This window comes from Scandinavium sp. (assembly GCF_036271055.1).
GTDB lineage: Bacteria > Pseudomonadota > Gammaproteobacteria > Enterobacterales > Enterobacteriaceae > Scandinavium.
Genome location: NZ_DATBBJ010000073.1, coordinates 228658 through 241926 on the forward strand (window position 1 = coordinate 228658; position 13269 = coordinate 241926).

The window sequence follows — 13269 nt, forward strand, 5'->3', positions numbered from 1 at the left end:
ATCGCGTGAAGAATGCTACAGCAGTCGCCCCGCTGCGGGTCGCCATTATCGGCGCGGGGCAGGTGGCGGACAAAGTCCATGCTTCATACTACGCCACGCGTAGTGATCTGCGGATGGTGGCTGTCTGTGACAGTCGCCTCGAGCAGGCGCAGGCGTTTGCCGCAAAGTTTGACATCGCGGGCAGCTATGACGACCTGCGCCTGATGTTAGAAGAGATACAGCCAGATGTGGTGAGCGTCTGCTCGCCAAACCGTTTTCATTTTGAGCATGTGATGGCGGCGTTAGAGGCAGGTTGTCATGTGATGTGTGAGAAACCTCCGGCGATGACACCGCAGCAGGCCGACCAAATGCGAGCGATGGCGCGTAAACAGGGCAAAGTGCTGGCGTACGATTTCCATCATCGCTTCTCGCTGGATGCTCAACTGTTGCGCGAGCAAATGCAGTCTGGCGCGTTGGGTGAAGTCTATCTCACCACCGCTACGGCGCTGCGTCGCAGCGGCGTTCCCGGTTGGGGTGTGTTCACCAATAAAGCGATGCAGGGCGGCGGGCCACTGATCGACATTGGCATTCATATGCTGGATGCTGCGATGTATGTGCTCGGTTTCCCGGCCGTGAAACGCGTCATGGCGCACAGTTTCCAGAAGCTCGGCACGGTGAAAAACAGCGGCCAGTTTGGCGAATGGGATCCGACACAGTACACCGTTGAAGACGCGCTGTTTGGCACCATTGAGTTTCATAACGGCGGTCTGCTGCGCCTCGACACCTCGTTCGTGCTAAATATCGCGGAACAGTCGCGCTTAAACGTGACGTTTTGTGGCGACAAAGCCGGGGCCACGCTGTTTCCGGCCCACGTCTACAACGATGTCAGCGGTGAGCTGAATACCGTGATTCGGTGTGAGCAGGCCGACGACAATCGCCATTTCCGCAGCATGGATGCCTTTGTGCGTCACGTACTGGGCGAGCCGGTGGTGATCGCTGATGGCGAGCAGGGCTTCATCATTCAACAGCTTGTCGCAGCGCTATATGAATCCGCTGAGAAGGGCGAATGGGTGACGCTATGCTGAACATCACCAAACTGGATGATCCGCTATTCAGCCCGCACAGCCTGAATAAATTCGCTTCGTTGATGACCAGCGGCAACGGCTATATGGGCGTGCGAGCGAGCCACGAGGAAGACTACACCCAACAGACTAGAGGGATGTATCTTGCGGGGCTTTATCACTGCGCGGGTCGCGGCGAAACCAGTGAGCTGATTAATCTGCCGGATGTTGTTGGCGTTCAGCTTGAGGTCAACGGTGACCCGTTTACGTTGCTGAGTGGCGAAATCGTCAGTTGGCAGCGGGAACTGGATTTCAGCTGTGGCGAATTGCGTCGGGAAGTGGTCTGGCGTTCTCCGTCAGGCGCGCGGGTGCGTATTGTCAGCCGTCGCTTTGCATCGATGGCACATCTTCCGCTGCTGGCGATGCAGGTCACGGTCACCGCACTCGATGAAGACGTCAGTCTGACTTTCTCTACGGGCATCGACGGCACGCAGACCAACAGTGGACGTCAGCATCTCGACGAACTCTCTTTGCGCGTGTTTGGTCAGGAGGTGTTGCAGGGCGCGTGGGCCACGCAATCTTCGGATACAGAAGTGGTGATCACCAGCCACATTCAGCTTAGTCAGGCGGCGGAAAGCTGCTTTGCCGCTAAGAACCGTCGGCTGCTGCAAAATAGTTCTTTGCTGTTGAGTGCAGGTGACAGTGTCACGTTAGATAAATTCAATTGGGTCGTACAGCGCGAGCCAGATTCGTTATCACTGGAGACGTTCAGCCGCCGTTGCCTCAATGAGCTGCAAACCTGTGCCACGCTGGGTTATGACGCACTCCGGGATGCATCGCTGGCGGTATGGCGTGAAGGCTGGCAGGCTCGGCGGGTGTTGGTGAATTCCACAAACCCCGCCGATCAGCAGGCGCTTGATTTCACCCATTATCACCTGGTCGCCATGACGCCGCTGCATGACGAACGCAGCAGTATTGCCGCCAAAGCGCTGACCGGAGAAGGCTATAAAGGCCACGTGTTCTGGGATACCGAAGTCTTTTTGCTGCCATATCACCAGTTCACCGCCCCGCAAACAGCGCGTTCTTTGCTGCGTTATCGCTATCTGAATCTGCCCGGTGCGCGTGAAAAAGCACGGCGCAACGGTTGGCATGGCGCATTGTTTCCGTGGGAAAGCGCGCGCAGCGGTCATGAAGAAACGCCGGAGTTTGCCGCTATTAATATCCGTACCGGGCTGCGGCAGAAAGTGGCCTCCGCGCTGGCGGAACATCATCTGGTGGCGGATATCGCCTGGGCGGTGGTGAACTACTGGCACGCCACGCACGACGAAGCGTTTATGCGCAGCGAAGGCGTGAGTCTGCTGACAGAAACCGCGACGTTCTGGATAAGTCGCGCGGTGGAAGCCAATGGGCGGCTGGAATTGCACGATGTGATTGGCCCGGACGAATACACCGAGCATGTTAACAACAATGCTTTCACCAATTACATGGCATGGCATAACGTCGAACAGGCGCTGCATTTTGTCGCGCAGTTTGGTGAACTCCAGCCCGCGTTTGCTGCTAGTGCGGCTGATTTTCTGCAACGTTTATGGTTGCCGGAGCCCGACGCAAAAGGCGTGCTGGCGCAGGACGATACGTTCATGCGTAAACCAACCATCGACCTGACGAAATACAAAGCGAAGGCCGGGAAGCAGACCATTTTGCTCGATTACTCACGGGCAGAAGTCAACGAGATGCAAATTCTCAAACAGGCCGATGTGGTAATGCTGAATTACATGTTGCCGGAGCGGTTTCCGGATGCAGTCAGCCAGGCGAATCTGGCGTATTACGAGCCGCGAACTATCCATGATTCCTCGCTGAGCAAGACTATTCACGGCATTGTTGCCGCGCGTTGTGGCAATGTGGAACAGGCGTATCACTTCTGGCGAGAGGGTAGCGAAATTGACCTGGGAGAGGAACCGCACAGCAGCGATGACGGCATTCACGCCGCCGCAACGGGGGCCATCTGGCTCGGCGCGGTGCAAGGGTTTGCTGGGCTGAGTGTGCATAAAGGCGAATTGCATCTTGCGCCTGAGTTGCCTGCTCAATGGCAACGGCTTAGCGTGCCGCTGTGTTGGCAGGGCGTGCGTTTCACGGTTGAAGCCAATCAAGAAGCGGTCACTGTGACGAGTGCTGCCGAAATTAGCCTGTGGTTATGGGGCCGTAAAATCAGCGTGAACGGGCAGCAGCGTTATCACAAAAGTGATTTTATCAGCAGTAAAATTGGGACCGCTACCATGGTGAGGGCTGAATGAAACTGGACGCCGTAATTTTCGATCTTGATGGGGTGATAACCGATACCGCGCATCTGCATTTCGTTGCCTGGCGCGAGGTGGCTCAGGAAATCGGTATCGCCATCGACGAAACCTTCAACGAACAGCTCAAGGGCATCAGCCGGATGGCATCGTTGCAGCGTATTTTGCAGCATGGCGGTAAAGCGGAGCAGTTTTCCGCCGCAGATTGCCAGGCGATTGCCGAACGCAAAAATGCCCGCTATGTCGCGTCGCTGGCTTCGCTCACGCCGGATTCTATTCTGCCGGGCATTACCGAACTACTGCGTGATCTCCGCGCGCGGGGCGTTCGTATCGGGCTCGCATCGGTTTCGCTCAATGCGCCGACTATTTTGAATGCGCTGGGGATTTCGTCTCTCTTTGATTATTGCGCCGACGCCTCACGTGTCGTGCACTCCAAACCCGACCCGGAAATCTTTCTGGCAGCCTGTCAGGGCTTGCGTGTATCGCCAAAGCAGGCGATTGGCATCGAAGATGCGCAGGCGGGCATCCAGGCTATCAATGCCAGCGGCATGGCGTCGATTGGCATTGGCGCTGATTTAACGGGGGCGGGGCTGTTGCTACCTTCCACTCGTGAACTGAACTGGCAACAGCTGGAGGCGTTCTGGCAACACCTTCATCCCGCCTCTGCGACTGTAAAGGAATAAACCCATGGCTCAACTGTCACTGCAACATATCCAGAAAATTTATGACAACCACGTCCATGTGGTGAAAGATTTCAATCTCGAAATCGAAGACAAAGAATTCATCGTGCTGGTCGGTCCGTCAGGCTGCGGGAAATCAACCACGCTGCGCATGATCGCCGGACTGGAAGCGATAAGCCACGGCGAGTTGTTGATCGACGGCGTGAGAATGAACGACGTTCCGGCTAAATCGCGCAATATCGCGATGGTTTTCCAGAACTACGCGCTTTATCCGCACATGACGGTGTATGACAACATGGCGTTCGGCCTGAAAATGCAGAAAATTGCGCCAGACGTTATCGAAGAACGCGTGAGTTGGGCGGCGCAAATTTTAGGTCTGCGCGAATATCTGAAACGCAAACCGGGCGCGCTGTCAGGCGGACAGCGCCAGCGAGTGGCATTAGGGCGGGCGATTGTGCGCGAGGCGGGCGTGTTCCTGATGGATGAACCGCTCTCTAACCTCGATGCGAAACTGCGCGTGCAGATGCGGGCCGAGATTTGCAAACTGCATCAAAAACTCAATACCACCATGATTTACGTGACGCACGATCAGACCGAAGCGATGACCATGGCGACGCGAATTGTGATCATGAAAGACGGCATTGTTCAGCAGGTGGGCGCGCCGAAGCAAGTGTATAACCAGCCTGCGAATATGTTTGTCGCCGGGTTTATCGGTTCACCGGCCATGAACTTTATTCGTGGCGCTATCGACGGTAACGATTTTGTCACTGAAACGCTGCGTCTGCCGATCCCGGAGGATAAGCTGGCGGCGCTGAATGCGGCGGGATATCAGCGTAAAGCGATCGTTTTGGGCATTCGTCCGGAAGATATTCTCACTGGCGTGGAGTCCTCTATTCCTGTCCCGGCGCGGATCAGCGTTGCCGAATTAACCGGGGCCGAATTCATGCTCTACGCCACCATCGGCGGTCATGAGTTAGTGGTTCGCGCACCATCGGCGAATGATTATTCGGCCGGTGAAAATATTGCTCTGTCGTTTGATATGGCGAAAAGCCATTATTTTGATATCGAAACTGAAATCGCTATTCGCTAATAAAGAAAATAAATCCCGGGGGAGTATTTAATCCCCCATTTTACCTACGTTGTTAATTTGATCAGGATGATAATAATGAACACACTACCTCGGTGTGCGGCACTGTTATTAGGTGTTTGCACTCTCTCTGCACAAGCTCAAAATGACGATGGCTGGAAATTTAATATTGGCGCGATGTACGAAAGCGAAAATATTGAAGGGCAAGCCGATGATATGGATGGCCTGTATGAGCCTTCCGTCTGGTTTAATGCCGCTACCGGTCCATGGAAAATATCACTGGCGATGTACCAGGAGGGGCCGGTGAATTATAGCAGTGGAACACGCGGCACCTATTTTAACCGCCCTGGAATGGAAATCCGTTATCAGGTCGTGGACAGTAATGATTTCACTCTCGGTTTGACCGGTGGGATCCGAAATTATGGCTATCACTTCAAAGATGAAAACAATAAAGAGGCCGGGACTGCCAATATGCAGCGTTATAAATTCCAGCCCGACTGGAATTTGCGCCTGACGGATGACGTTCATTTTAACGGTTGGTTCGCCGCCTATCAGTTTGTGAATGATCTCGACCAAACGGGCTATTCCGACAGCCGTGTCGAAACCGAAACCGGCTTTACCTGGAAGCTCAACGAGACAGTTTCGTTACTGACCAACTACTATCTTGAGCGCGGTTTTAACCTTGATGAAAGTCGTAATAACGGTGAATTTTCCACTCAGGAAATGCGCGTGTATCTGCCGATTTCGTTTGGCTCAACGACATTGACGCCATACACCCGAATTGGTTTGGATCGCTGGACAAACTGGGACTGGCAGGATGACCCAACGCGCGAAGGCCACGACTTTAACCGTCTTGGCTTACAGTACGCTCATGATTTTGATAACGGAATTTCCGTGTCGCTGGAGTACGCCTACGAGTGGGAACACCACGATGAAGGCGACGACGATCGCTTCCATTATGCCGGAGTGGGCATCAATTACGCGTTTTAAGCATTAACACGCCGGGGGGCAAGCCCCTCCGGCTTTATGCCAGCGAATCGGTCAATAAAACGCGAGTGGCAACAATAACGCGCTGTGGGCCGGGTTTTCCGGCGATGCATTTGAACAACTGATCGCAGCTTTTGACGCCAAGCTCATAAGTCGGCACATCTACGCCGCCGGGAGCGGGTGAAAGGATAAATGACAGCGTTTCGTTGCTGTAGCCGACGACAGCAAGCTGTTGTGGAATGCCGATGTTCAGCTCAACGGCAGCGCGATACAGGCTGACCAGCTTCATGCTGTCCGTGGCGAAAACTGCGTCAGGGCGCGCATCCATCGCCAACAAATCTTTTGCGGCTTCAAGTGCGCTTTCATGGGTATAACCGCTATCGATTATCCATTCAGGCCGCAGCACAATGTCGTGTCTGGCCAGGCTTTCTTTATACCCCGCCAGACGGTCGACTGAAACGTGATAATCCAGCGGCGCATGCAGGCAGGCGATATTTTTATGCCCACGCGCAATTAAGGCATCTGTTAACGCAATGCTGTCCTGATAATTATCGGTATCGACGGAATAAACATGCTGATAATTCCCTTCAACTTTACCGATAACCACCACCGGAATTCCATATTTATCCAGCCGGGAGAAAAAGGATTCATCAGCCGGGGAACTCAGCATAATGATCCCTTTGATCATCTTTTGGCGAATTTTGCTTTCACATTTGAGCAAGTCGTCTTCGGTGCTGCGTGATGTCTGTAATATTACGTCAAAGCCTTCTTCTTCTGCACGGGATGTAATTGCATGCAGTACTTCGGCGAAGAAGGGATTACCCGCCATGGTTTTGGTTGAACGTGTCGAAATGACCATGATCGCGTCAAACCCTGATGACGTCAGCGCCCGGGCGAGTTTATTAGGCTGGTAATTTAATTCTTTAATGGCCTTCTGGACTTTTTCCAGCGCCTCAGGCGAGATATTGGTTTGATTATTCAGCACTCGCGAGACGGTCGATTTTGAAACGCCAGCAACTCTGGCAATATCATATATAGTCGGTGACATACACCTGTCGAGCTCCATCGTAGAGTCAATCGGATACATCTTACTGGAGAAAAAGCCCGAAATACAGCTAAGTGCGGTTGATAATTGTCGTTAGGGGCCACATGTCATGTATCCTGAAGGAGTGGGCGAGAACCGGATAAAAAGGATGGCGATGAAGCGACTCAAAAGCGAATTCAATGCACTGGTCAATCGCGGCGTAGACAGACATCTGCGTCTGGCGGTGACCGGGCTTAGCCGCAGCGGGAAAACGGCGTTTATCACCGCGATGGTGAATCAGTTATTGAATCTCCATGCGGGTTCACGTCTGCCGTTGCTGAGTGCTGTGCGTGAAGAACGTCTGCTCGGCGTAAAGCGCGTGCCGCAACGCGATTACGGTATTCCGCGGTTTACCTATGATGAAGGTCTGGCGCAGCTTTATGGCGAACCGCCGACATGGCCGACGCCGACGCGGGGCGTGAGTGAAATTCGTCTGGCGCTGCGTTTCCGCTCCAATGACTCTTTATTGCGTCACTTCAAAGACACATCCACGCTGTATCTGGAAATCGTCGATTACCCGGGTGAGTGGCTGCTGGATTTGCCGATGCTGGTGCAGGATTACCTGAGCTGGTCGCGGCAAATGACGGGCCTGCTGACCGGACAACGCGCGGAGTGGTCTGCACGCTGGCGTGAATTATGTGCCGGGCTTGATCCGCTGGCACCAGCCGATGAAAACCGTCTGGCAGAAATCAGTCAGGCATGGACCGATTATTTGCACGCCTGCAAACAGCAGGGGCTGCACTTTATTCAACCTGGCCGTTTCGTGCTGCCTGGCGAAATGGCGGGTGCGCCTGCGTTGCAATTCTTCCCGTGGCCAGACGTTGACGCCGTGGGCGAAGCCAAACTTGCGCAAGCAGACAAACACACCAACGCCGGCATGTTACGGGCGCGTTTTGACTACTATTGCGAACACATTGTTAAAGACTTCTATAAAAATCACTTCCTGCGTTTTGATCGCCAGATTGTGCTTGTCGATTGTCTGCAACCGCTGAACAGTGGGCCGCAGGCGTTTAACGATATGCGTCTGGCGCTCACGCAATTGATGCAGAGTTTCCATTACGGGCAGCGCACGCTGTTCCGCCGCCTGTTTTCCCCGGTTATCGATAAGCTGCTGTTTGCCGCCACCAAAGCCGATCACGTTACGGTCGATCAGCATGCAAACATGGTTTCTCTGCTTCAACAGTTGATTCAGGACGCATGGCAGAACGCGGCGTTTGAAGGCATCAGCATGGACTGTCTGGGGCTGGCGTCGGTGCAGGCCACCCAAAGCGGGTTGATTGACGTCAATGGCGAAAAAATCCCCGCGTTGCGCGGCAATCGCCTGAGCGACGGCGAGCCGTTGACGGTCTATCCCGGCGAAGTACCTGCGCGTTTACCGGGCCAGGCATTTTGGGAACAGCAGGGCTTTCAGTTTGAGGCGTTTCGTCCGCAGGTGATGGACGTCGATAAACCGCTGCCGCACATTCGTCTGGATGCGGCACTGGAGTTTTTGATTGGAGACAAATTGCGATGAGCGAACCGTTAAAACCGCGTATCGATTTCGCTGGGCCGCTGGAAGCGGACAAAATGGAAAAATTGCGCGGGGCGCAAACCTTTGAACAAACGCTGGCGGAAAACTTTGCCCCGACGGTGATTGACGATCCGCTGGAGGATGAAGGGCAGGCCGAAGCGGTAGTGGAAGCGGCACTGCGCCCGAAACGCAGTCTGTGGCGGCGGATGGTCACGGCGGGGCTCGCCATTTTCGGTGTGAGCGTTGTCGCGCAAGGCGTACAGTCGACGATGATTGCCTGGCAAACGCAGGACTGGGTCGCGCTCGGCGGCTATGCTGCTGGCGCGCTGATTATCGGCGCGGGCGTGGGGTCTGTCGCAACCGAATGGCGGCGTTTATGGCGTCTTCGCCAGCGTGCGGAAGAACGTGACGAAGCGCGAGATCTGCTACATAGCCATGGCACGGGCAAAGGCCGCGCATTCTGCGAAAAACTCGCGGCTCAAGCCGGGATCGACAAATCCCACCCGGCGCTTCAGCGCTGGTATGCGGCGATTCACGAAACGCAGAACGATCGTGAAGTGGTGGCGCTTTACGCCCATTTAGTGCAGCCGGTGCTGGATGCACAGGCGCGACGCGAAATCAGCCGATCTGCTGCCGAAGCAACGTTGATGATTGCTGTCAGTCCGTTAGCGCTGGTGGATATGGCGTTTATTGCCTGGCGTAATTTGCGGCTTATTAATCGTATCGCCTCGCTGTACGGCATTGAGCTGGGCTATTACAGCCGGATTCGCCTGTTCCGTCTGGTGATGCTGAATATCGCTTTTGCGGGTGCAAGTGAGCTGGTGCGTGAAGTGGGAATGGACTGGATGTCGCAGGATTTGGCGGCTCGACTTTCTGCCCGTGCCGCACAGGGGATTGGTGCTGGCCTGTTGACCGCGCGCTTGGGCATTAAAGCGATGGAAGTGTGCCGCCCGCTGCCGTGGATCGACAACGACAAGCCGAAACTCGGTGATTTCCGTCGCGAACTGATCGGGCAACTGAAAGAGACCCTCACCAAGAAATCTTCCTGATCCACCTCCTCATTAAACTTTCCCTTTCTCCGGTTTTCTTCCGGGAAGGGGAAAGCGCATGACCCAATCTTACTTGCCGCTTTGTGCGTTATCTCTGCATCTTTACGGCAAAGCGCCTGATTTTCCGCCATACTGTCAATAATTGTTGACAGCCATCTTCCCGCAGGCAGAGAACTGTCTTATCATCCATGCGTTATTGGCTATGAGGGTGATACTTCCCATGCGTCTTGAAGTTTTTTGTGAGGACCGGCTTGGTCTGACCCGTGAATTACTCGATCTGTTGGTCCTGCGCGGCATTGACCTGCGCGGGATCGACATCGACCCCATCGGCCGAATTTACCTGAATTTTGCGGAGCTGGAATTTAACAGTTTCAGCACGCTGATGGCGGAAATCCGCCGCATCGAAGGCGTGACCGACGTGCGTACCGTGCCGTGGATGCCGTCTGAACGTGAACATCTGGCGCTGAGTGCGTTACTGGAAGCGATGCCGGAACCGGTGCTGTCGCTGGATACCAAAGGCAAAGTGGAGCTGGGAAATCCGGCGAGCTGCCAGTTGTTCGGTCAGCCACAGGATAAATTGCGCAGTCACCACGCCGCTCAACTGATTAACGGTTTTAACTTCCAGCGCTGGCTGGAAAGCGCCCCGGTGGAATCTCACGCGGAGCATGTGGTTATCAACGGACAAAACTTCCTGCTGGAAATTACCCCGGTCACACTGGAAGGCGAAAATGCCACTCGCGTGCTGATGGGCGCGGTGGTGATGCTGCGTTCTACGCTGCGGATGGGGCGTCAGCTGCAAACCATGACCAGCCAGGATGTCAGCGCATTCAGCCAGATTATCGCTGTTAGCCCGAAAATGCGTCATGTGGTTGAGCAGGCCCGCAAACTGGCGATGCTCACTGCGCCGCTGCTGATTATCGGTGATACCGGTACGGGGAAAGATTTGCTGGCAAACGCTTGTCATCTTGCCAGTCCGCGCGCGCAGAAGCCGTATCTGGCGCTGAACTGCGCGTCGATTCCTGAAGATGCCGTTGAGAGCGAGCTGTTTGGTCACGCGCCGGAAGGCAAAAAAGGCTTCTTCGAGCAGGCCAACGGCGGTTCGGTGCTGCTGGACGAAATCGGTGAAATGTCGCCAGGCATGCAGGTCAAACTGCTGCGTTTCCTTAACGATGGTACGTTTCGTCGTGTGGGCGAAGATCATGAAGTCCACGTCGATGTGCGCGTGATTTGTGCCACGCAGAAAAACCTGGTCGAACTCGTTCAGAAAGGGCTGTTCCGTGAAGATCTCTATTATCGCCTGAACGTGCTGACGCTGAATCTGCCGCCACTGCGTGATCGTCCGCAGGACATCATGCCGCTGACAGAATTGTTTGTGGCGCGTTTCGCCGATGAGCAGGGCATCGCCCGACCAAAATTGGCCGCCGATTTGAACACCGTGCTCACGCGTTATGGCTGGCCGGGTAACGTCCGTCAGCTTAAAAACGCCGTATACCGCGCGTTAACTCAGCTCGAAGGATACGAATTGCGTCCGCAGGACATTCTCTTGCCAGATTACGACACGACTACAGTGGCGGTGGGAGAAGACGCGATGGAAGGCTCGCTGGATGATATTACCAGCCGATTCGAGCGTTCAGTGTTGACCCAGCTTTACCGCAGTTTCCCGAGCACGCGAAAGCTTGCCAAACGTCTGGGCGTTTCGCACACGGCGATTGCCAATAAATTGCGGGAATACGGGTTAAGTCAGAAGAAAAACGAAGAGTAACTGCGATGCCGCCTTCAGTGATGAAGGCGGCATTTTGTTTCTGACCGAAGCGATTAGGCTTTCAGTGCTTCCAGCGCGGCAGTGTAGTCTGGTTCGTTGGTGATTTCGTTCACCAGCTCGCTCAGTACCACGTTGTCGTTCTCGTCAATCACGATGACTGCGCGAGCAGACAGGCCTTTCAGCGCGCCATCTGCGATGCCAACACCGTATTGCTGCAGGAATTCTGGCGCACGCAGGGTGGACAGGGTGATCACATTGCTCAGGCCTTCTGCGCCGCAGAAGCGAGACTGGGCGAACGGCAGGTCGGCAGAAATACACAGCACGACAGTGTTGTCGAGCTCGGTTGCCAGCTGGTTAAATTTACGCACGGATGCCGCGCATACGCCGGTATCAATGCTTGGGAAAATGTTAAGCACTTTACGTTTGCCCGCGAACTGGCTCAGTGCGACGTCGGAGAGATCTTTGGCAACCAGTGTGAATGCTGGTGCTTTGGCGCCCGCCTGTGGGATAGAGCCCTGAACGGAAACGGGGTTGCCCTGGAAATGCACAGTTTGTGACATGATTATCTTCCTGTTTACAAATAGTTAACGTCGCGGCTAGTGTATGACATCCACTGTTAACACGGCAAATCCTTTTAGTGCTGCTAAATCGAGGTACAGGGAATGAGAAGTTTGAGAGTTTATGAGGAAGCCTGGCCGTTGCATACGCCATTCGTGATCTCGCGCGGGACCCGCAGCGAAGCGAAGGTGGTGGTGGTCGAAATTGAAGAAAACGGCGTGAAGGGAACCGGCGAATGCACGCCTTATCCTCGTTACGGCGAGAGTATTGATTCGGTGATGGCGCAGATTGTCAGCATTGGCGAACAGCTTGAAGCGGGGCTGGGCCGGGAAGCGCTACAGCGTCTTTTACCTGCGGGCGCGGCGCGTAATGCCGTGGATTGTGCGTTGTGGGATCTCGAAGCGCATAAAGCTGACCGCTCAATCGCGCAGCTCGCCGGGAGCGAATTAGCGTCTAACGTCACTACCGCACAAACGGTGGTGATCGGCACGCCAGACCAGATGGCAAATAGCGCCAAAGCGTTGTGGGATAAAGGTGCGCGCCTGTTAAAGGTCAAACTCGACGATCATCTGATCAGTGAAAGAATGGTTGCCATTCGCGCTGCGGTGCCGGAAGCCACGCTGATTGTCGATGCGAACGAAGCCTGGCACAGTGACGGACTGGCATCCCGTTGCCAGTTGCTGGCCGATCTCAACGTCGCGATGCTGGAGCAACCGTTGCCCGCAGCGGAAGATGCCGCCCTGGCGAATTTCATCCATCCGTTACCGATTTGCGCGGATGAAAGCTGCCATACACGTGAAAGCCTGGCAAAACTCGCAGGACGCTACGAGATGATCAACATCAAACTCGACAAAACCGGCGGCTTAACCGAGGCGCTGGCGTTGGCTGCAGAAGCTAAAGAACAGGGTTTTGGACTGATGCTTGGCTGTATGCTGTGTACCTCTCGCGCGATCAGCGCCGCATTACCGTTGACGCCAAAAGTACGCTTTGCCGATCTTGATGGCCCAACCTGGCTTGCCGTTGATGCTGAACCCGCGTTGCGTTTTGGTACGGGTACGCTATACCTGTGAGGGTGGCGGTTTATATTTAAACAGTTTCTGGCACAAAACGATCATTCATCATCAGCGCCACGCGTTTAGCATATTTCCGTGACGAATTTGAGGGTATAGCGATGATTGACTGGGAAGATGAGAGCGTAGCAACGCAAGACAGATTGATGAA

Annotated in this window: 11 protein-coding genes; 9 read left to right on the forward strand and 2 right to left on the reverse strand. The window is 54.7% G+C overall.

Annotated features, from left to right (window positions below):
- The first annotated feature begins 5 nt into the window (after positions 1-5).
- From VH187_RS14870 to VH187_RS14890, 5 genes are all read left to right on the forward strand, one after another.
- Positions 6-1064 (forward strand): D-glucoside 3-dehydrogenase, encoded by a 1059-nt coding sequence (locus VH187_RS14870; RefSeq protein WP_329702217.1) that lies wholly within the window; start codon positions 6-8, stop codon positions 1062-1064.
- A complete protein-coding gene (locus VH187_RS14875; protein WP_329702476.1) occupies positions 1058-3331 on the forward strand; it encodes a glycoside hydrolase family 65 protein in 2274 nt (757 codons plus the stop codon). The genes VH187_RS14870 and VH187_RS14875 overlap by 7 nt, the downstream gene beginning before the upstream one ends.
- Positions 3328-4014, forward strand: a complete 687-nt coding sequence (gene pgmB, locus VH187_RS14880; RefSeq protein WP_329702218.1) for a beta-phosphoglucomutase — start codon at positions 3328-3330, stop codon at positions 4012-4014. The genes VH187_RS14875 and pgmB overlap by 4 nt, the downstream gene beginning before the upstream one ends.
- A 4-nt stretch (positions 4015-4018) precedes the next feature.
- Positions 4019-5101, forward strand: coding sequence for an ABC transporter ATP-binding protein (locus tag VH187_RS14885; RefSeq protein WP_329702219.1), 1083 nt, complete (start codon positions 4019-4021; stop codon positions 5099-5101).
- 75 nt (positions 5102-5176) lie between these two features.
- Positions 5177-6088, forward strand: a complete 912-nt coding sequence (locus VH187_RS14890) for an OmpG family monomeric porin (RefSeq protein WP_329702220.1) — start codon at positions 5177-5179, stop codon at positions 6086-6088.
- 34 nt (positions 6089-6122) lie between these two features.
- On the opposite strand, the gene VH187_RS14895 is transcribed toward VH187_RS14890, so the two are convergent.
- Positions 6123-7133, reverse strand: a complete 1011-nt coding sequence (locus VH187_RS14895) for a LacI family DNA-binding transcriptional regulator (protein WP_329702221.1) — start codon at positions 7131-7133, stop codon at positions 6123-6125.
- Positions 7134-7284: 151 nt separating this feature from the next.
- On the opposite strand from VH187_RS14895, the gene VH187_RS14900 reads away from it, so the two are divergent.
- From VH187_RS14900 to tyrR, 3 genes are all read left to right on the forward strand, one after another.
- Positions 7285-8682: a YcjX family GTP-binding protein gene (locus tag VH187_RS14900; RefSeq protein WP_329702222.1), complete on the forward strand. Its 1398-nt coding sequence runs from the start codon at positions 7285-7287 to the stop codon at positions 8680-8682.
- On the forward strand, positions 8679-9728 hold the full coding sequence (locus tag VH187_RS14905; protein ID WP_329702223.1) for a YcjF family protein: 1050 nt from the start codon (positions 8679-8681) through the stop codon (positions 9726-9728). Before VH187_RS14900 ends, VH187_RS14905 begins: the two co-directional genes overlap by 4 nt.
- 220 nt (positions 9729-9948) lie before the next feature.
- Entirely contained in the window at positions 9949-11490 is a 1542-nt protein-coding gene (tyrR, locus tag VH187_RS14910) for a transcriptional regulator TyrR (protein WP_329702224.1), read from the forward strand.
- Between the two features lie 53 nt (positions 11491-11543).
- Here tyrR and tpx read toward each other — a convergent pair whose 3' ends face one another.
- Entirely contained in the window at positions 11544-12050 is a 507-nt protein-coding gene (gene tpx / locus VH187_RS14915; protein WP_329702225.1) for a thiol peroxidase, read from the reverse strand.
- A 102-nt stretch (positions 12051-12152) separates the two neighbouring features.
- On the opposite strand from tpx, the gene ycjG reads away from it, so the two are divergent.
- Positions 12153-13118: an L-Ala-D/L-Glu epimerase gene (gene ycjG / locus VH187_RS14920; protein WP_329702226.1), complete on the forward strand. Its 966-nt coding sequence runs from the start codon at positions 12153-12155 to the stop codon at positions 13116-13118.
- Positions 13119-13269: the final 151 nt, after the last annotated feature.

Excerpts from the sequence above, each read along its gene's own strand:
- VH187_RS14875 (WP_329702476.1), top strand. The coding sequence starts at position 1,058 with ATGCTGAACATCACCAAACTGGATGATCCGCTATTCAGCCCGCACAGC.
- pgmB (WP_329702218.1), top strand. The coding sequence starts at position 3,328 with ATGAAACTGGACGCCGTAATTTTCGATCTTGATGGGGTGATAACCGAT.
- VH187_RS14885 (WP_329702219.1), top strand. The coding sequence starts at position 4,019 with ATGGCTCAACTGTCACTGCAACATATCCAGAAAATTTATGACAACCAC.
- VH187_RS14890 (WP_329702220.1), top strand. The coding sequence starts at position 5,177 with ATGAACACACTACCTCGGTGTGCGGCACTGTTATTAGGTGTTTGCACT.
- VH187_RS14895 (WP_329702221.1), bottom strand. The coding sequence starts at position 7,133 with ATGTCACCGACTATATATGATATTGCCAGAGTTGCTGGCGTTTCAAAA.
- VH187_RS14900 (WP_329702222.1), top strand. The coding sequence starts at position 7,285 with ATGAAGCGACTCAAAAGCGAATTCAATGCACTGGTCAATCGCGGCGTA.
- VH187_RS14905 (WP_329702223.1), top strand. The coding sequence starts at position 8,679 with ATGAGCGAACCGTTAAAACCGCGTATCGATTTCGCTGGGCCGCTGGAA.
- tyrR (WP_329702224.1), top strand. The coding sequence starts at position 9,949 with ATGCGTCTTGAAGTTTTTTGTGAGGACCGGCTTGGTCTGACCCGTGAA.
- tpx (WP_329702225.1), bottom strand. The coding sequence starts at position 12,050 with ATGTCACAAACTGTGCATTTCCAGGGCAACCCCGTTTCCGTTCAGGGC.
- ycjG (WP_329702226.1), top strand. The coding sequence starts at position 12,153 with ATGAGAAGTTTGAGAGTTTATGAGGAAGCCTGGCCGTTGCATACGCCA.